This window comes from Polaromonas sp. LjRoot131 (assembly GCF_964252805.1).
Taxonomy (GTDB): domain Bacteria; phylum Pseudomonadota; class Gammaproteobacteria; order Burkholderiales; family Burkholderiaceae_C; genus Polaromonas.
On record NZ_CAXUPF020000001.1, the window covers coordinates 696,023 to 713,559 of the forward strand.

Consider the following 17,537-nt stretch of genomic DNA (forward strand, 5'->3'; position numbering starts at 1 on the left):
AAACCATCGCTACTGAATTTCGTGACCGCCGTCACCGTGAAGAACGCAAGCACCGCTTGAACCGTGAAATCATGGCCCCCGAAGTACGTCTGAGCGGGCCGGACAACGAGCCTTTAGGCATTGTCAGCATCGCGGAGGCCTTGCGCTTGGCAGGTGAGGCCGACGTTGACCTTGTTGAAATCTCCCCCACGGCGGTTCCGCCCGTGTGCCGGTTGATGGATTACGGCAAGTTCAAGTACGCCGAGCAGAAAAAGGCGGCGGAAGCGAAGTCCAAGCAAAAAGTGATCGAGATCAAGGAAGTCAAATTCCGGCCCGGCACTGACGATGGGGACTACAACATCAAATTGCGCAACATCAAGCGCTTTTTGGAAGAGGGCGACAAGTGCAAGATCACCTTGCGCTTTCGCGGCCGCGAAATCACGCACCAGGAACTGGGCCTTGCCCTGCTGGCGCGCATTCGCGACGAGTTGGCGGATTTGATTGTGGTGGAGCAGTTCCCCAAGCTTGAAGGCAGGCAGATGGTCATGATGATCGCGCCGGGCCGCAAGAAGCCCGGCGGCAAGCCGGCCGCGGAAACTGCCGCCGCACCGGCGCCTTCGGCCGCGGCCTGAGACAGGAAGAAGAACACTGGTTTGCCGGATTCATCCGGCGGGCCGCAGGGGATGCCGCAAGGTGTTTCCGGTGAGGGCAGGCGACAAGCCTTTCCTCCGAAAGTGACGGGGTTAAACCCGTCGCGACCAGCGGGTGTTGGAAAACGCCTGCCGGCAGTGGCAAGTGTCATCACTCGCCACTGACAAGTGGCTCGGGGCCATCAAGTCTGCGGAAGGTTCGCAGCGCCTCACGAGCACAAATGAAAAGGAGCATTTACATGCCCAAAATGAAGACCAAGAGCGGCGCTAAAAAGCGTTTCCGCGTTCGTCCGGGTGGTACCGTCAAGCGCGGCCAAGCCTTCAAACGTCACATCCTGACCAAGAAGACCACCAAAAACAAACGCCATCTGCGTGGTGCGGTGACTGTTCATGAGACCAATATGGGTCACATGGCACAGATGCTCCCAGGCCAGGGCATTTAATTAACGACGAACAAGGAGTACACACATGCCTCGCGTCAAACGTGGTGTAACGGCTCGCGCCCGCCACAAAAAAGTTTTAGCCCTTGCAAAAGGTTTCCGCGGTCGCCGCGGCAATGTCTTCCGTATCGCCAAAGAAGCGGTAATGAAGGCCGGGCAATATGCCTACCGTGACCGCCGTACCAAGAAACGCGTGTTCCGCCAGTTGTGGATCGCCCGTATCAATGCTGCAAGCCGTTCATTCGGCCTGACCTACAGCCAGTTTGCCAACGGCCTGAAGAAAGCCGGCATCGAGATCGACCGCAAGGTTCTGTCCGACATGGCCATCCATGACAGCGCTGCTTTCGGTGCCATCGTTGAACAGGTGAAAGCCAAGCTGGCCGCCTGATTTTCAGGCCAGGCGGTATTGAGACTATCGAATCAATCACTGCCGACGCAAGAAAATAAAGGGCTGGAGCTTGAAAAGGCTCTGGCCCTTTTTTCATGGTCCTTTCCGCAGCGCTCACTGCCCGCCGGCTTGGTGAGAGTGCTGCCGAAAGCGCCTTCGCTGTTTTGTATTTCGAACAAGAGAACGTATGACCCAACCTGATGCCCTCCAAGAACTGGTCAGCAGCGCCCAGGCCAGCTTTGCGCAGGCCCACACGCCCGCCGACCTGGAAAACGCCAAGGCGCAGTTCCTGGGCAAAGCCGGTCGCGTGACCGAGCTGATGAAAGGCATGGCAGCCCTCAGCGTCGAAGAGAAAAAATCCCGCGGCGCCGCCATCAACCTGGCCAAGCAGGCCATCGAGGCCGCGCTGAACGAGCGCCGCCAAGCGCTGGCCGATGCCGAACTGCAGAAGCAGCTGAAAGCCGAAGCGCTCGACGTGAGCCTGCCGGGCCGCCAGCGTGTGCGGGGCGGCTTGCATCCCGTGTCGTTGACGCTGGAACGCATCGAAGGCATTTTTGGTTCCATGGGTTTTGAGGTGGCCCAGGGCCCCGAGATCGAAACCGACTGGTTCAATTTCACCGCGCTCAACACGCCGGAAGACCATCCGGCGCGCTCGATGCACGACACTTTTTACGTCGAAGGCGGCACTGAAACCGCGCCCAACCTGCTGCGTACCCACACCAGCCCCATGCAGATTCGCCATGCGGTCCAGCATGTCAAGAAGCACCGCGCGCTGATCGATGCAGGCGGCCGCATGCCTGAGATTCGCGTGATCGCACCGGGCCGCACCTACCGTGTCGACAGCGACGCCACCCACTCGCCCATGTTCCACCAGTGCGAAGGCCTGTGGATAGGCGAGAACGTGAGCTTCAAGGATCTCAAATTCGTGTTCACCGATTTCTGCCGTACCTTCTTTGAGAGCGACGACCTTGTGTTGCGTTTCAGGCCTAGCTTTTTCCCTTTCACCGAGCCGAGCGCGGAGATTGACATCCAGTTTCAGACCGGCCCGCTCGCCGGCCGCTGGCTGGAAGTGGCCGGTTCCGGCCAGGTGCACCCGAATGTGGTGCGCAACATGGGGCTGGACCCCGAGAAGTACATCGGCTTTGCCTTCGGCATGGGCCCTGACCGACTGACCATGCTGCGCTACGGCGTCAACGACCTGCGCCTGTTCTTCGACGGCGACATCCGTTTTCTCTCGCAGTTCCAGTCATAAGCCATAAAAACAAGAACAAGGTCTCACCATGCAATTCCCCGAATCCTGGTTGCGCGAATTTTGCAACCCGCCGCTCGATACCCAGCAGCTCGCCGACACCCTCACCATGGCCGGCCTGGAGGTCGAAGAACTCAAGCCTGTGGCGCCGCCCTTCACCAGGATCGTCGTCGGTGAAATCAAGGAAGCCGTCCAGCATCCTGACGCCGACCGCTTGCGCGTCTGCCAGGTCGACGTGGGGCAGGGCAGCCTGCTCAACATCGTCTGCGGCGCACCCAATGCCCGCGTCGGCATCAAGGTGCCTTGCGCCCTCGTAGGCGCTGAGCTGCCGCCCGGTGAAGACGGCAAGCCCTTCCTGATCAAGGTCGGCAAGCTGCGCGGCGTGGAGAGCCAGGGCATGCTGTGCTCGGCGCGCGAACTCAAACTCTCCGAAGACCACGGCGGCTTGCTCGAACTGGCCGCCGATGCGCCGCTGGGCCAGGACATCCGCGAGCACCTGCGGCTCGACGACACCCTGTTCACCCTCAAGCTCACGCCCAATCTCGCGCATTGCCTGAGCGTCTACGGCGTGGCGCGCGAAGTTGCCGCACTCACGGGTGCTCCGCTGAAGACGCCGTCCTTTCCCGCCGTGGCCGCCGCCGACACCACCAAGCTACCGGTCAAGATCAGCGCCCCCGACCTGTGCGGCCGTTTTTCCGGCCGCGTGGTGCGCAACGTCAACACGAAGGCCGCCACGCCGCAATGGATGGTGGACCGCCTGGCCCGCTGCGGCCAGCGCGGCGTGACCGCGCTCGTGGACATCTCCAACTATGTGATGTTCGAGCTGGGTCGCCCCTCGCACATCTTTGACCTCGACAAGATTCACGGCGGGCTCGACGTCCGCTGGGGCAAGCCCGGCGAGATGCTCAAGCTGCTGAACGGCAACACCGTGACGGTCGATGAAAAAGTCGGTGTCATCGCCGACAACGCACAAGTCGAATCGCTGGCCGGCATCATGGGCGGCGACGCGACCTCGGTGTCTGACGACACCCAACACGTCTACGTCGAAGCCGCTTTCTGGTGGCCCAAGGCGATTGCCGGCCGTTCACGCCGCTACAACTTCTCGACCGACGCGGGCCATCGTTTCGAACGCGGCGTTGATCCCGGGCAGACCGTCGAGCACATCGAGCGCATCACCCAGCTGATCATCGACATCTGCGGCACGCCGGACACCGCGTGCGGCCCCATGGACGACCAGCAGGTCAATGTGCCCAAGGCGGCGCCCGTCACCCTGCGCGTCGCGCGCGCCGCCAAGGTGATCGGCATGCCGCTCACGCAGGCGCAGTGTCTGGACGCACTCCAGCGCCTGGGCTTGCCGGTGGCACAGGGGGAGGGTACGCTGACCGTGACGCCTCCGAGCTACCGCTTCGACCTGCAGATCGAGGAAGACCTCATCGAAGAAGTGGTGCGCATGGTGGGCTACAAGCATTTGCCCGACACGCCGCCCCTGGCGCCCATCACGGCGCGGCTGCGCCCTGAAGCCGAGCGCAGCCCTTTTGCCGTGCGCCGCGCTTTGGCCTCGCTGGGCTACCAGGAAACCATCAATTTCAGCTTTGTGGAAGAGCGCTGGGAGCATGAGCTTGCCGGCAACCCCAGCCCCATCAAGCTGCTGAACCCGATTGCCAGCCAGATGAGCGTGATGCGCAGCTCGCTGCTGGGCTCGCTGTTGCAGGTGCTCAAGTTCAACCTGGACCGCAAGGCGCCCCGCGTGAACGTGTTCGAGTTGGGCCGCGTTTTCTTGCGAGACGCCCAGAGCCAAAACACCGACACCACCGTGGCGGGCTTCAACCAGCCCATGCGCGTGGCCGGCTTGGCCTACGGCCCGCGGGCTGCGCTGAACTGGAGCCAGCCCGACAAGGCGGTGGATTTCTTCGACATCAAGGGCGACGTCGAAGCCTTGCTCGCGCCGCTGCAGGCAGTCTTTGCGCCCGCCGCGCATCCTGCCATGCACCCCGGCCGCTGTGCCAGCGTGTCGGTGGGTGGCAAGGCCATAGGCTTTGTGGGCGAGCTGCATCCGCAGTGGCGCCAAGGCTACGACCTGGCCCAGGCACCGTTGCTGTTCGAGCTGGAACTCGACGCGGTCTTGCAGCGCCAGGTGCCCGAATTCAAGCAGGTCAGCAAGCTGCAACCCGTGGAACGCGACATCGCCGTCATCGTCGCCGAGGGCGTCACGCACGCCGCGCTCATGGGGGCTATCCACGGCGCGGCCACCCAAGGCCTGCTCAAGGGCGCGACCTTGTTCGACGTCTACCGGCCGCAACAGGCAAGCGCCAGCATGCAATTGGGCGAAAAAAGCCTGGCCGTGCGCTTGGTGCTTTCAAGCGACACCGCTACACTGACCGACGAGGAAATTGAGGTGGCCGTTCAAGCGGTTCTCGCGAATCTGCAGGGCCAACTCGGGGCGCGTTTGCGTGCCTGAGGCTTCCCTCAAATCTTCCAAAAATAAAAACGCCAGGAGCACTGCCGCATGGAATTTTCTGTAGAAAGCCTGGAAACCCCGGCGCTGACCAAGGCACACCTCGCCGAGTTGCTGTTTGAGCAGATCGGGCTCAACAAACGCGAGTCGAAAGACATGATCGACGCGTTTTTCGACCTGATCTCGGACAGCCTGGTGGATGGCAATGACGTGAAAATTTCCGGTTTCGGCAATTTCCAGATCCGTACCAAAGCCCCGCGCCCCGGCCGCAACCCCCGCACCGGCGAAGCCATTCCCATCCAGGCCCGCCGCGTGGTCACTTTCCACGCCAGCCACAAGCTCAAAGACCAGATTCAGGGCGAAAACCCGGCCGAATAGTTGTTGACGAAGCGCTCCTGGCATCGCGGACATCGTCCTGTTGCACAGTGGCAGCGACTTGGTAACTTCGTGTTACTTGTGTGACGGAACAACAGATTTCAAAAAAGCCCAGCAACTCTTTGCGCTAACTTTCGACTTAGAGTAGATTTGGAGGTTTCCTCCTTAGCGCATTGATTTAATTGGAGAAAACCCTTCCACCCATTCCGGCGAAACGCTATTTCACCATCGGCGAAGTCAGCGATTTGTGCGGCGTCAAACCTCACGTGCTCCGTTATTGGGAGCAGGAGTTTACGCAGCTGCGCCCGATGAAAAGGCGCGGCAACCGCCGCTACTACCAGCACCATGAGGTGCTCATGATCCGCCGCATCCGTGATCTGCTCTATGACCAGGGTTTCACCATCAGCGGCGCGCGCAACAAGCTTCAGGAAATCGTCCAGATCGAACGCGACAAGCGCCGCAACGGCGAGGTCATGCTCGATGGTGTTGAAGTGCTTGAAGGCGGAGAGTCGCTTCTCGAGGATTTTGAGGATTCGACCGACCACTCCGACTTCGAAGACAGCGAACCCGAAGGCGCCGACCTGCCCACCGGGACCGCCGCGCAGCAAAGGCTGCAGCTGGTGCGCCGCGAGTTGTTCGAAATCCGCGATCTCCTCGGCAACAACCACTGAGAAGCGCTTCGTAGCAGGCTATAATCTGAGGCTTGTCGGTGTGTGGCGCAGCCTGGTAGCGCACTTGCATGGGGTGCAAGGGGTCGAAGGTTCGAATCCTTTCACACCGACCATTAAAACCAGCAGAGAGCCGGTTAGCGTTTGCTAACCGGCTTTTTTGTTTCTGGATGCAATTACACGGCCGCAGCCTGCACAGCCCGGCGAAGCGCCGCCCGCGCCAGCAGGCGCGTCGAGTCCAGGGTCGGCAAGGGTGAGTTCGCATCACTCATGATCAGCGGGATTTCGGTGCAGCCCAAGACGACGGCATCGCAGCCCCCGCCTTTCATGCGGGTCATCACCTGCTGGAAATACGCGACCGCCTGGGGCGTGAAGACGCCGTAGACCAGCTCGTCCATGATGATGCGGTTGATCTCGTCGCGTTCCGCATCTGTGGGGCGAAGGTAGTCCAGCCCGCGCGCGCTGAATTTCTCGGGATAGACCTCGCTGCCCACCAGCCAGCGGGTACCGGTGATGCCTATGCGCTTGTAACCACGTTGCGCAGCCTCTTCAGCGACGACTTCGGCGATGTGCAGCCAGGGCAGAGGTGAGCGTGCTTCGACATGCCCGAAGGCCTGGTGGATGGTGTTGTCGGGGCAGACCAGGAAGTCGGCGCCCGCCGCCGCGAGCTTGTGGGCCGAGGCGAGCATGATGTCGCCGACGCCGCGCCAGTCATCGCGGTAGATGCAAGCCATGTAGTCGGAGAGCGAGGGCGTGTGCAGGGTCACCTCAGGGTGGGCATGAGGTCCCAGCACTTTGGCGCCTTCGGTACAAATGGTCTGGTAGCAAAGCGCTGCGCCTTCCGCGGAACAGCCGACGATGCCGATGTGCAGGGGTTTCACCATGGTATTCATGACCTTGTGCAAGGATACTGCCGCGACGCGAATCGACGCGGCTACCCGGTCAATTAACGCTGCCGCCGTGGGATTTCAACCCCCGGAAAACCCTGGCCGATCAGGCGGGTTCGGGTGTGAGTTCCGCCGTAGCCGATGCTTCGGGCTGCCCGGCCTCGCCGTCGCCGAGTTCACCGCCCAGCGCATCCAGCACATCGGGGATCAGCGAAGACAGCTCGCCGGTGATGATGGCCGCGTCGGTGTCAAAACCATCGTCATCCTTGCCGCTTTCCTGCACGCCGTCCAGCACCACGTCGAGCAGCTTGAGTTTTTTGAGCTGCGCGGTTTCGGAGAGTACAAAGGACACGCGCTCGTTCCAGGTCATGGCAAGCTGCGTCGGTACCTTGCCGGCGGCGATATGCTGGGCCACTTCGTCGATGTCCAGGGTGTGGCGCGAATAGCGCACGGTTGCCTTCTGGTCGTCGGGTGTCTTGAGTTCGCAGTCGCGGTCCACCGTGAAGTTGTAGGGCGCTTCGCGGGTCGACAGCCAGTGCGACATCGCGGCGGCGGCCGACATCTGCGTCTGGATGGGGCTGGCCTTGAGGCCGGGCAGGGCGCCGGGAAGTTCGCTGAGCGCTTCCACGAGGTAGCTGATGACCTTGTCGGCGCCTGTGAGGTTGCCGGAATCGACGACCAGGAATTTGTTCACCGGGTCTATCCACAGCGTGGTGGTGGATCGCTTGGTGAAGGCACGGGGAAGAAGGTCCAGCATGACTTCCTGCTTGAACTCTTTTTTGATCTTGGCGCCCACGCGCTCGCGGCCGGTTTCTTCCTTGTATTTTTCAATGCGCTCGTCCACCGCGGCCTTGACGGCCGAGGAGGGCACGGGCCGGCGCTCGGTGCACAGCCGCGCGATCAGCGAGCGGCCCACGCTTTCGAGCAGCACCGTGCTCTTGTTGCCGCGCGGCGGCACCCAGCCGCTGGACTCGGGCTCGGTCGCGCCGCAGGGCACGAAACGGTGGGATTGGAAGATCTCTTCCAGGGCCTCCAGGGGCGGCAACACAAAATCATCGGCAATGCGGAAAAAGATCGCGGTATTGAACATGGATTCCGGGGAGTATGAGAGGAGAAGGAGCCTGGCTGCGAGGCCGGGTGAATGCGAAGGCCTTGAGGGCGATTCGCGGGTATCGGGAAATTCTACCGGGGACTGTCACGCGGGCGGCCGGTCGTTATGTGATATCCAACGTATGGATGCCGAAGGCGCCCTTGCGCCTGTCCTCAAAATAGTGTTCCAGGGTTTCCTTGACGGTCTTGAAGGCGATCTCGTCCCAGGGAATCTCGGCTTCGGTGAACAGCCGGGCTTCCAGGGTTTCATGGCCTGGGTTGAATTCGGCGCTCAGCAGGCGTGCCCGGTAGTACAAATGCACCTGCCCGACGCTCACGACATTCATCACGGTGAAGAGGCCCAGCATTTCAAACTGGGCGCCGGCTTCTTCGTCGGTCTCGCGGGCCGCGCCCCCAGCGGTGGTTTCGCCCAGTTCCATAAAGCCGGCAGGCAGTGTCCACTTGCCCCAGCGCGGCTCGATGTTGCGCTTGCAGAGCAGAACCTGCGCGCCGTCCTCGCCCCAGGCCGGCACCGTGCCGACCACGTTGAGCGGGTTTTCATAGTGGACGGTGTTGCAGGCCAGGCAGACCGCGCGCTCCTTGGTATCGCCGTCGTCCGGCAACCTGTAGGCCACGGCGGTACCGCAGACGCGGCAGTGTTTCAGGGGAAGGCGAAGCATTGGATCAGTGTAGCGGCTTCGCGCCCGGCAGGGCCCCCAGGCATACGGCCGGCGTCCCGGTCAGCTATTAAAATAATAGCTCACCATGCCCGCCCTCTGGGGCTTTCAATTACTTGAGGGACGAGTAGTTGAGCGGAACCCAGGTGTAAGACTTGCCGGTGGCCTTGCGCACATGGCCCAGGCCCGGGAAGGCGATATGGGCGGAGCCGACCAGGTAGCCGCCCTTTGCCGCGGCGGCATAGGCCAGCGCGCGTTCTTTGGCGGCGGGTGCCGAGTCGCTGTCGAATTTGATGGTGACGCCGGGGTCGTCGAACTGGACGGCGGCAACGTGCATCAGGTCGCCCCACAGCACCAGCTTCTCGCCCTTGCTTTCCACCATATACACACTGTGGCCGGCGGTGTGCCCGTGAGAGGGCTGGGCGCTGATGCCGGGCACGAGTTCGGTGCGGCCTTCAAAAGGCTTGAGCTTGCCGGCCGCGGCATAAGGCTTGATGGAGGCCATCGCGCCCTGGAAGAAGCCCTGCGACTCTTTGGGCGCGGCCTTCATTTTGGCTTCGTCCAGCCAGAAGTCGGCGTCGGCCTTGTCCACGCGCACGATGGCGTTGGGAAAGGCGACGGCGCCGCCCGTCACCAGGCCGCCCACGTGGTCGGGGTGCATGTGGGTGATGTAAATTTCATCGACCTGCTCGGGCTGGTAGCCGGCCGCCTTGAGGTTGGCTTGCAGGCTGCCCAGCGTGGGCCCGAACAGGCCGGCGGCGCCGGTGTCTATCAGCACCAGCTTGCTGCCGGTGTTGATGAGGTAGGCATTGACCGAGGTTTCAACCATGTCGGGCAAAAACGCGCGCCTCAGCGCCGCATCGACCTTGGCCGGCGTGGTGCGGGTCAGCAGGTCTTTGACCGGAAGCTTGACGGTGCCGTCGGACAGCGCGGTGACCTCAAAGTCGCCGAGCATGACGCGGTAGTAGCCCGGGGCCTGGGTCTTGACCATGGGGCCGGCGGCGGAGGCGCTAAACGCGGTGCCGGCCAGCAGGACGCTAAGGGCGAGGTGCTTGAAAGTGAAAGGATGTGGCATGGAGTTCCCCTTGTGTTGTTGATGGTATTGGAGCGCGTGTGAATGTAGGCGCAGGGCGGATTTTTTGCGCGCTGCTTTGGGCAATCCCCTGCTCGCGGATAGGCAACTCGCAAAAAGCATCCTCGGGCCGGCTGCCTGCCATTTAATAGTTCGGATCCGGCGCTGAAACGAAAAAACCGGGCCAAGGCCCGGTTTTTTGCTTGTCGCGGCCTGTGTTCAGGCCTTGGTCGTCTTGGTGTGCTTTTCGATCAGGCTGCGCGCCGTGTCGAGCAGCTTCTTGCCGTCAAAGCCTTTCTTGTTCATGTCTTCCACCCATTCGACTTCCACCGTGCGTGACTTGCGGCGGAACTCCTGGGCTTCGGCGGCGCTCACGGTGTAAATTGTGTTGCCGCGATCGCTGGCGGTCTTGCGGCCGGGGACATCGTTGCCCTGCTGCACCTTGCCCAGCCAGGCCGAGGTGGCCATGCCGGAGTTGTTGTCGATCACCTTCTTGAGGTCGGGTGCCAGCGAGTTGTACTTGGCTTTGTTCATGGCCATCACAAAGGTGGTGGTGTAGAGGCTGCCGCCGGCGGGGTCGAATTCGGCGTGGAACTTGGTGAGTTCGTTGACCTTGACCGAGGGAACGACTTCCCAGGGAATCACGCAGCCGGTGATGGTGCCCTTGCTCAGCGCATCGGGGATCTGCGGCAGCGGCATGCCGACCGGCGTGGCGCCCAGCACGCCCATGAGCTTGGTGACCTGGCGGGTGGGCGCGCGCAGCTTGAGGCCGCGCATGTCGGCAATCGACTTCACGGGCTTGTCGACCGTGTGGATCACGCCGGGGCCGTGCACCTGCAGCGCCAGCACCTGGGTGTCTTTGAACTCGTCCGGAGCCATCGTTTGCACATACTCCCAATACGCCTTGGAAGTTGCTTCGGCGTTGGACATGATGAAGGGCAGCTCAAACACCTCGATGCGCGGGAAGCGGCCGGCGGTGTTGCCGGGCAGCGTCCACACCACGTCGACCACGCCGTCCTTGGCCTGGTCGTAGAGCTGCACCGGCGTGCCGCCCAACTGCATGGCCGGATAGCCTTCGAACTTGATGCGGCCGCCGGATTCCTTTTCGACTTTCTCCATCCAGGGCTTGTGCATGGCTAGCCAGACGTTGGACGAGGGTGACATGAAGGTGTGGAACTTCAGGGTCACGGCCTGCTGGGCCAGGCCCGAGAGGGCCGGTGCGCCCAGCGCGGCTGCGGCGCCGGTTTTGAGAAGGGTTCGTCTTTGAATCATGGCGTGTCTCCTGTAGGCAATGTCGATAACTTAAGGCAGGCGGATGGGTTTGGGAAGCGGTGAAAGCCCTAGCTGATGTATTTCACCAGCCACAGGGATATGCCCGGGAACAGCAGCAGCAGGGTCGTGCGGATGGTATCGCTGATCAGGAAGGGCATGACACCCTTGTAGCTTTCACTGATGGGCACGTCCTTGGCCAGCCCGTTGACCACATAGACGTTCAGCCCCACCGGCGGCGCCAGCATGCCGAAGCCGACGGTCATCAGCACCATGATGCCGAACCAGATCGCGGTGGACTCCTTGGCCATGCCGAAGTCCAGGCCCATTACCATGGGGAAAAAGATGGGAATCGTCAGCAGCAGCATGGACAGCTCGTCCATCACGGCACCCAACACTACGTAGAACAGCAGAATGGCCGTGACGACCATCAGCGGCGACAGGCCCCAGCCGCCCACCACGCCGGCGAGCTGGTTGGGCACCTGTGTAAGCGCCAGTGCGGAGTTCATCAGGTCGGCGCCTATGAAGATCAAAAAGATCATGGCCGAGCTTTCCGCCGTGGCATAAAAGCACAGCTTGAACTTGGCCCAGGTGATTTCGCGCTTGAGCAGGGCGGCCACGAAAGTGGCGGCCGCGCCCACGGCCGCGCCTTCGGTGGGCGTGAACAAACCGCCGTAAATGCCGCCGAAGACGATCACGAAGATGATGGCGATGGGCAGTATGCCCAGCAGGGAGGCCAGCGTCATGGGCGGCCTGTCCTTGTCCACCTCGGGTGCCTGTCCGGGCACCAGCCGCACATAGATGGCGATGGCCACCATGTAGCCGAACATCGCGATGATGCCCGGCACCATGGCCGCGGCAAACAGCTTGGCGATGTTCTGCTCGGTGAGGATGGCGTAAATTACCAGCGGCACCGAGGGCGGGATCAAAATGCCCAGCGTGCCGCCGGCCGCGAGCGTGCCCGTGGCGAGGCGGCCCGAATAGCCGTGGCGTTTCATCTCGGGCAGCGCCACGCCGGTGATGGTGGCTGCCGTGGCCACGGAAGAGCCGCAGATGGCGCCGAAAGCCGCGCACGCGAGGACGGACGCCATGGCCAATCCGCCCTTGAAGCCGCCCATCACACCCGCCGCGAAGCCGAAGAGGGCGCGGCTGATGCCGCCTTGCGTCGCGAAATGCCCCATCAGGATGAAAAGGGGGATCACCGACAGGTCGTAGCTGGCGAAGCGCGCGAAGGCCTGGGTGTTGAGGAAGCTGGAGAACGGCCCCCAGCCGGTCTGCATGACGTAGCCGATGGCGCCCGCGGCGAACATGGCGACCGCGATGGGTACGCGCACGGCCATGAAGACCAGCATGATGCCGAAAATGAGCAGGGCGAGCGTGATGGAGCTCATATGTGCGCCTCCAGCTCGTCCAGCGGATTGTGCGGCTCATGGGCATCGCCGAAGCCGAACACGGATTGGTAAACACCGATCACGCAGGTCAGCACAAAGGGCGGGATCATGGCGGCGTACACCGTCCATTCCGGGAAGCCCAGGATCTGGGTTTCCGAATGTGTGTTGTAGGAGTTGAGGCCTCCCAGCACCGTGCGCCAGGCCAGCAGGCCGAAGATCAGGCCCAGCAGCAGGGCGCCGAAGCGGTCCAGCCTGTCGTTGGATTTTTGGCCAAGTTTGGCCGTGAAAAAGTCCACGATGATGTTGCCGCGCTGGATCTGGCAAAAAGGCATGAAAAGCGCGATGGCCGCGCCGGTGACCACGCCGGTGAGTTCGAAGTCGCCAACCAGGGTGGTGCCGAGCAGGTTGCGGCCTATCAGGCTGGCGCAGGTCATCAGGGTGATGGCCGTGAGCAGCACGCCGGCCAGCACGGCGCAGAGTTTCGCGAGGGACTGCAGGATTTTCAAGAAGGGTCTCCGAAAGCGAACATGGTCTCGGGGGCTCCCCCAAACCGCATGGCCGATTATCAGAACTGAGGCTTCATCCGGGCAGGTGGGTTACCCCGAGGCTGCCCGGGTATTTGCGCGGTGATTAAAACAGATGCGCGTTCATCGCGCAAACCGCCCGCCAAAAAAAAGCGGCCGCGCAAGGCGGCCGTTTGTCCGTGTCCATGCCGCATCCCCGCCTGCGTGACAGGCGCGGGGACGCAGCTTTACGAGCTTTGTGTGCTTACGCGACCTTGACGGTCAGCGTTCCGAGGCCGGCCACGCTGCCGACCATGGTGTCGCCCGAGACCACCGCCGCCACGCCTTCAGGCGTGCCGGTGTAAATCAGGTCGCCGGGTTGCAGTTCCCAGGCGGCTGACAGGTGTTCGATGGTTTCGGCGATGTTCCAGATCAGCTTGGAGACGTTGCTGCGCTGGCGGTCCGTGCCGTTCACCTGGACATACAGCTCGGCGTTGTTCACGTCGCCGGCCTGGGCCACGGGCGTGATGGGGCCGATGGGGGCGGAGTGGTCGTAGGCCTTGCCGATGCACCAGGGGCGGCCCTGTTTCTTCATCTCGCCCTGCAGGTCGCGGCGCGTCATGTCGAGGCCCACGGCGTAACCGTAGATGTGCTTGTGCGCATCGGCGGCCTTGATGTTTTTGCCGCCTGTGCCGATCGCCACCACCAGCTCGATCTCATGGTGCAGGTTTTTGGTCAGGCTGGGATAGGGGATAGTGCCGGTGCCGCCGGCATCCACCGCGACGATGGCGTCGGCGGGCTTCAGGAAGAAGAAGGGCGGCTCACGGCCGGTGAAGCCCATTTCCTTGGCGTGCTCTTCGTAGTTGCGGCCCACGCAGTAAATGCGGTGAACCGGAAACCGCTCTTTCGTGCCGGTGACGGGGACGGACACCGTGGCGGGTGGGGTGATGACAAAACTCATGACAACCTTTCTTCTCTGTGTATGCCCAGGGCTTGGTGCACCGGGCGGTCTGAAAAACTGAACAGCACACAACCTTGCGCGGAACGCAATTGCGCAGTGTGCCACGACGGAATCACAAAATGGTCGCGCGGGCCGAACTCGAAAACCCGGGTTTCGCCGTTGCGCTCGATGTGAACGGTGCCCGAGCCCTCGACCACGCTGAACACCGCGCCGTCGGTCTGGCGCCAAGGCTTGCCGGCGAAGCCTGCCGGCAGGCGCTGCATGAAGGTCGCCATGGTTGGCATGGGCGAGCCGCCGGTGGCCGGGTTCACGTAGCGCAGCTTGACGCCGTCCCAGGCATCGACGTCGGCATGCGTCTCCAGCTGGTGCAAGGTTTCGCGTGTGCGATCGTAGGGGTAGCTGAAGATCGGCGAGGTCTGGCCGAAGGGCGCGTCGTAGCGCACCGGCAGCATGTTGGCGCCGTAGCGGTGGCTGCTGATGCCCAGGGGCTTGGTGACTTCCTGCTGCTTGGCGCCGCCGTTTTCGGCAAAACCCGCGTCGAAGAAACGCAGCATGGGAATGTCCAGGCCGTCGAGCCAGACCACCGGCGTGTCGGATTCGACGCGGCCTTCATGGCCGTGGTCGTGCCAGGTCCAGCTCGGGGTGATGATGAAGTCGCCGGGTTTCATCTGCGTGCGCTCGCCGTCCACCGCGGTGAAGGCACCATGGCCTTCGACGACGAAGCGCAGCGCGCTTTGCGTGTGGCGGTGGCTGGGCGCGATTTCGCCCGGCATGATGACCTGCAGGCCGGCGTAGAGCGACTGCGTGATGCAGGATTGCCCGCGCAGGCCGGGGTTCTCCAGGATCAGCACGCGGCGCACCGCTTCTTCGGCGGTGATCAGCTGGCCCGACTGCATCAGGAAGGGATGCACGTCGGCGTACTTCCACAGCGCCGGCTGGCAGGGGGTGCTGGGCGATTGCGGCACCAGCGCGTGCAGCACTTCCCAGAGCGGCGTCATGCTGTGCGCCGAAATGGCGTCATAAAAAGCCTTGCGCGCGGCGCCGTTGGGTACCGCGGGCTGGCCGTGGGCGGGAGGGGGCGTCATGTCCATGGTGGGGATCCAGTCTCTTGGGTTAAAGATCGCCGTCGTTGTTGTCGAAATACACACCGTCCTGCGTGAGCAACTGCTGCAACTGCTTCACGTCGGTGTCGGCAAAAGCCCGGCCCGCGCCCGGCATGGCCGCCGCCGTGCCCGCCGCCTGGCCCATCACAAAACAGCCGCCGCTGGCGCGGGCGGCCGACTGGCCTTCATGCGTCATCGAGGCGCAGCGCCCGGCCACCAGCAGGTTGGCAACACCTTGGGGTACCAGCATGCGCCAGGGCAGTTCGTTGTAGGCACTGCCCTTGGGGGCGTCCACATTGCGTGGAAATTTCCAGTCGATGCGTCCGTCGGCGTGCAGTTCCATCGGCCAGGCGTTGGTGCCGATGGCGTCGTCGAAGCGGGCCGAAGAGAGGATGTCTTCGCCGCTCAGTGCATACAAACCCTGGATGCGCCGCGTCTCGCGTATGCCGACCTGGGGCGCGATGTCCACGATGGCGGACTCCGTAAAACCCGGTACTTCATCGCGCAGGAAGCGGAAGTATTCGGTGATCTGGCGCCGGCCTTCGAGTTCGCCTTCACTGAGCTGGCGCGCGTCGGTGGCGTCCATGGCCGTGCCCTGGGCGTTGCGGATCTGCGTGACGTTGGCACGCCATTCGCTGGGGTTCTTTTGCGGACGCAGGATCGCACCTTCGCGCGGGAATTGGTAGCGGCCCGGATGCCGCGCCTGGCTCTCGGCCATCAGGGTGTTGATGGCCTTGAACTCGCCCACGGCGGCCAGCGCGCGCGATGCATCGACATGGCCGACGCGAAACATGGTGGATGGAAACAGCGCGCTGCCGTGGCCGTCACCGAGCTCGAAAGGCACGCCCGCGAAGTTCGCCACGTCGGCGTCGCCCGAGCAGTCGACAAAGCGCGCAGCGCGTATCGCCTGGCGGCCGGATTTGGTTTCCACCACCAGGGCGCTGATGCGATCGCCCTCCATCACCACGGCCGCGGCCCAGGCATGGAAAAGGATGTTTACGCCGGCGGCCACCAGCAACTGGTCGGCCGCGCATTTGTAGGCCGACACGTCATAGGAGCGCACGCGGATACGGCCCTGCATGCCGTCCTGCGGTGCGTTGAGGCCGCCCAGTGCGTCAATGCGCTGCAGCAGGTCGTCGGCGACGCCGCGCACCACCTGCCGCATCTGGCCATTCTTGCGGCCGTAAAGGCCCGCGAAATTGGTGACGCCACCAGCCGTTCCCATGCCGCCCAGGAAACCGTAGCGCTCCACCAGCAAGGTGCGCGCGCCGTGCCGCGCTGCGCTGACGCTGGCGGCCAGGCCGGCAGGTCCGCCGCCGACGACGACGACGTCGAACTCGCCGTAGACGGGCAGGGTGCGCGCGGGTTCTGTGATGGAGGGCATGGTTGTCTTCAATTGCCTATTCCAGTTTGATGCCGCGCGTCTTGATGATGTTGCCCAGGATTGCGGCTTCGTCCTTCACGCGGCTTTTCAGGCCGTCGGGCGAGGTGCCTACGGCCTGCCAGCCCTGGTTGAACAGCTTTTGCCGCGTGTCCGCGTCACGGATGATGCGCGGCACTTCCTGTGCGAGGCGCGCCTGCGCGGCTTTGGACAATCCTGCCGGGCCAATCAGCGCCGTCCAGACTTCGAGGTTGACATTGGCGACGCCGGCATCGGCCAGCGGCGGCACTTCGGGCACCAGCGAGGAGCGCCCCCCGGTCAGGCCTATGGCTTTGAGCTTGCCGGAGCGCACATGCGGCATGGCCACGCCGGGCGGGATCAGCGCCATCTGGATCTGCCCGCCCAGCATGGCGGTAACCACTTGCGGGTTGCCGGCAAAGGGCACGTGCACGGGGGTGAGGCCGGGCATGCGGCTTTTGAGCAGCTCCATGCCCAGGTGGGCGACCGAGCCGTTGCCGACCGAGCCGTAATTCCAGCGGCTGCCGCCCTGGCGCGCGGCCGTGAAAAATTCAGCGCCGCTGGGCTCGTTCGCGGGCGCCACCAGCACCAGCGGTGCGGTGGCCAGCAGCGAGATGGGTGTGAAGTCCTTGGCCGGGTCGTAAGGCAGCTTGGGGTAGAGCAGCTTGGCGGAAGTCAGGTTGCCGTTGATCACGACACCCAGGGTGTGGTCGTCGGTGGCCTTGGCGACCTGGTCGGCCGCGATGTTGCCCGATGCGCCTGGTTTGTTCTCTATGACCACCGGCTGGCCGAGCGCGCGGCTCAGCGGTTCGGCCAAGGTGCGGGCCGCCATGTCGGGGGTGGAACCACCGGGAAAGCCCACGAGGATGCGCACCGGCTTTGTCGGCCAGGCGGCGGGGTCAGCGGCTGCGGCGGATTGCGCACAGACGGCGAAAAACACGGCGGAAAACAAGGCAACGGAAGGCTTCATGACGGTCCCTGA

Annotated in this window: 18 protein-coding genes and 1 tRNA gene; 8 read left to right on the plus strand and 11 right to left on the minus strand. The window is 63.2% G+C overall.

What is annotated here, in order from left to right; all coding sequences use genetic code 11:
• The first annotated feature begins 5 nt into the window (after positions 1 to 5).
• The 8 genes from infC to ACSQ27_RS03340 all read left to right on the plus strand — a co-directional run bounded on the left by infC (position 6) and on the right by ACSQ27_RS03340 (position 6,320).
• Positions 6 to 611: a translation initiation factor IF-3 gene (infC, locus tag ACSQ27_RS03305; protein WP_436155388.1), complete on the plus strand. Its 606-nt coding sequence runs from the start codon at positions 6 to 8 to the stop codon at positions 609 to 611.
• A gap of 257 nt (positions 612 to 868) precedes the next feature.
• Positions 869 to 1,072 carry a 50S ribosomal protein L35 gene (rpmI, locus tag ACSQ27_RS03310; RefSeq protein WP_007870723.1) on the plus strand — a complete coding sequence of 68 codons (204 nt, stop codon included), beginning with the start codon at positions 869 to 871 and terminating at the stop codon, positions 1,070 to 1,072.
• Between the two features lie 25 nt (positions 1,073 to 1,097).
• Entirely contained in the window at positions 1,098 to 1,457 is a 360-nt protein-coding gene (gene rplT, locus ACSQ27_RS03315) for a 50S ribosomal protein L20 (RefSeq protein ID WP_348046678.1), read from the plus strand.
• 187 nt (positions 1,458 to 1,644) lie between these two features.
• Positions 1,645 to 2,709: a phenylalanine--tRNA ligase subunit alpha gene (pheS, locus tag ACSQ27_RS03320; RefSeq protein WP_436154059.1), complete on the plus strand. Its 1,065-nt coding sequence runs from the start codon at positions 1,645 to 1,647 to the stop codon at positions 2,707 to 2,709.
• Positions 2,710 to 2,737: 28 nt separating this feature from the next.
• On the plus strand, positions 2,738 to 5,164 hold the full coding sequence (gene pheT, locus ACSQ27_RS03325) for a phenylalanine--tRNA ligase subunit beta (RefSeq protein ID WP_436154060.1): 2,427 nt from the start codon (positions 2,738 to 2,740) through the stop codon (positions 5,162 to 5,164).
• Between the two features lie 48 nt (positions 5,165 to 5,212).
• The gene (locus ACSQ27_RS03330; protein WP_074575303.1) at positions 5,213 to 5,539 is read left to right on the plus strand and encodes an integration host factor subunit alpha; all 327 of its coding nucleotides are present in this window, start codon (positions 5,213 to 5,215) and stop codon (positions 5,537 to 5,539) included.
• A 179-nt stretch (positions 5,540 to 5,718) separates the two neighbouring features.
• Entirely contained in the window at positions 5,719 to 6,207 is a 489-nt protein-coding gene (locus ACSQ27_RS03335) for a MerR family transcriptional regulator (RefSeq protein WP_436154061.1), read from the plus strand.
• A gap of 36 nt (positions 6,208 to 6,243) precedes the next feature.
• Positions 6,244 to 6,320 (plus strand) — tRNA-Pro (locus ACSQ27_RS03340).
• A gap of 60 nt (positions 6,321 to 6,380) precedes the next feature.
• Here the strand turns inward: ACSQ27_RS03340 and ACSQ27_RS03345 are convergent.
• The 11 genes from ACSQ27_RS03345 to ACSQ27_RS03395 form a co-directional block, all read right to left on the minus strand.
• Complete coding sequence (locus ACSQ27_RS03345; protein ID WP_436155389.1) at positions 6,381 to 7,088, minus strand: aspartate/glutamate racemase family protein; 708 nt, start codon at positions 7,086 to 7,088, stop codon at positions 6,381 to 6,383.
• A 109-nt stretch (positions 7,089 to 7,197) separates the two neighbouring features.
• Positions 7,198 to 8,181 carry a recombination-associated protein RdgC gene (locus ACSQ27_RS03350; RefSeq protein WP_436154062.1) on the minus strand — a complete coding sequence of 328 codons (984 nt, stop codon included), beginning with the start codon at positions 8,179 to 8,181 and terminating at the stop codon, positions 7,198 to 7,200.
• A gap of 124 nt (positions 8,182 to 8,305) precedes the next feature.
• Complete coding sequence (locus tag ACSQ27_RS03355) at positions 8,306 to 8,860, minus strand: NUDIX hydrolase (RefSeq protein ID WP_436154063.1); 555 nt, start codon at positions 8,858 to 8,860, stop codon at positions 8,306 to 8,308.
• A 109-nt stretch (positions 8,861 to 8,969) separates the two neighbouring features.
• Positions 8,970 to 9,932: an MBL fold metallo-hydrolase gene (locus ACSQ27_RS03360; protein WP_436154064.1), complete on the minus strand. Its 963-nt coding sequence runs from the start codon at positions 9,930 to 9,932 to the stop codon at positions 8,970 to 8,972.
• A gap of 216 nt (positions 9,933 to 10,148) precedes the next feature.
• Positions 10,149 to 11,201: a TRAP transporter substrate-binding protein gene (locus ACSQ27_RS03365; protein WP_436154065.1), complete on the minus strand. Its 1,053-nt coding sequence runs from the start codon at positions 11,199 to 11,201 to the stop codon at positions 10,149 to 10,151.
• Between the two features lie 68 nt (positions 11,202 to 11,269).
• Positions 11,270 to 12,589: a TRAP transporter large permease gene (locus ACSQ27_RS03370; protein ID WP_436154066.1), complete on the minus strand. Its 1,320-nt coding sequence runs from the start codon at positions 12,587 to 12,589 to the stop codon at positions 11,270 to 11,272.
• Entirely contained in the window at positions 12,586 to 13,095 is a 510-nt protein-coding gene (locus ACSQ27_RS03375) for a TRAP transporter small permease (protein ID WP_436154067.1), read from the minus strand. Before ACSQ27_RS03375 ends, ACSQ27_RS03370 begins: the two co-directional genes overlap by 4 nt.
• A 262-nt stretch (positions 13,096 to 13,357) precedes the next feature.
• Entirely contained in the window at positions 13,358 to 14,053 is a 696-nt protein-coding gene (locus ACSQ27_RS03380; protein WP_436154068.1) for a fumarylacetoacetate hydrolase family protein, read from the minus strand.
• Entirely contained in the window at positions 14,050 to 15,144 is a 1,095-nt protein-coding gene (gtdA, locus tag ACSQ27_RS03385) for a gentisate 1,2-dioxygenase (protein ID WP_436154069.1), read from the minus strand. The genes ACSQ27_RS03380 and gtdA overlap by 4 nt, the downstream gene beginning before the upstream one ends.
• 22 nt (positions 15,145 to 15,166) lie before the next feature.
• Positions 15,167 to 16,540: an FAD-dependent oxidoreductase gene (locus ACSQ27_RS03390; RefSeq protein ID WP_436154070.1), complete on the minus strand. Its 1,374-nt coding sequence runs from the start codon at positions 16,538 to 16,540 to the stop codon at positions 15,167 to 15,169.
• 16 nt (positions 16,541 to 16,556) lie between these two features.
• Positions 16,557 to 17,525, minus strand: coding sequence for a Bug family tripartite tricarboxylate transporter substrate binding protein (locus tag ACSQ27_RS03395; protein ID WP_436154071.1), 969 nt, complete (start codon positions 17,523 to 17,525; stop codon positions 16,557 to 16,559).
• Positions 17,526 to 17,537 lie beyond the last annotated feature (12 nt).

Coding starts and splice junctions, on each gene's coding strand:
- rpmI (WP_007870723.1), top strand. CDS start 869: ATGCCCAAAATGAAGACCAAGAGCGGCGCTAAAAAGCGTTTCCGCGTT.
- rplT (WP_348046678.1), top strand. CDS start 1,098: ATGCCTCGCGTCAAACGTGGTGTAACGGCTCGCGCCCGCCACAAAAAA.
- pheS (WP_436154059.1), top strand. CDS start 1,645: ATGACCCAACCTGATGCCCTCCAAGAACTGGTCAGCAGCGCCCAGGCC.
- pheT (WP_436154060.1), top strand. CDS start 2,738: ATGCAATTCCCCGAATCCTGGTTGCGCGAATTTTGCAACCCGCCGCTC.
- ACSQ27_RS03330 (WP_074575303.1), top strand. CDS start 5,213: ATGGAATTTTCTGTAGAAAGCCTGGAAACCCCGGCGCTGACCAAGGCA.
- ACSQ27_RS03345 (WP_436155389.1), bottom strand. CDS start 7,088: ATGGTGAAACCCCTGCACATCGGCATCGTCGGCTGTTCCGCGGAAGGC.
- ACSQ27_RS03350 (WP_436154062.1), bottom strand. CDS start 8,181: ATGTTCAATACCGCGATCTTTTTCCGCATTGCCGATGATTTTGTGTTG.
- ACSQ27_RS03355 (WP_436154063.1), bottom strand. CDS start 8,860: ATGCTTCGCCTTCCCCTGAAACACTGCCGCGTCTGCGGTACCGCCGTG.
- ACSQ27_RS03360 (WP_436154064.1), bottom strand. CDS start 9,932: ATGCCACATCCTTTCACTTTCAAGCACCTCGCCCTTAGCGTCCTGCTG.
- ACSQ27_RS03365 (WP_436154065.1), bottom strand. CDS start 11,201: ATGATTCAAAGACGAACCCTTCTCAAAACCGGCGCCGCAGCCGCGCTG.
- ACSQ27_RS03370 (WP_436154066.1), bottom strand. CDS start 12,589: ATGAGCTCCATCACGCTCGCCCTGCTCATTTTCGGCATCATGCTGGTC.
- ACSQ27_RS03380 (WP_436154068.1), bottom strand. CDS start 14,053: ATGAGTTTTGTCATCACCCCACCCGCCACGGTGTCCGTCCCCGTCACC.
- gtdA (WP_436154069.1), bottom strand. CDS start 15,144: ATGGACATGACGCCCCCTCCCGCCCACGGCCAGCCCGCGGTACCCAAC.
- ACSQ27_RS03390 (WP_436154070.1), bottom strand. CDS start 16,540: ATGCCCTCCATCACAGAACCCGCGCGCACCCTGCCCGTCTACGGCGAG.
- ACSQ27_RS03395 (WP_436154071.1), bottom strand. CDS start 17,525: ATGAAGCCTTCCGTTGCCTTGTTTTCCGCCGTGTTTTTCGCCGTCTGT.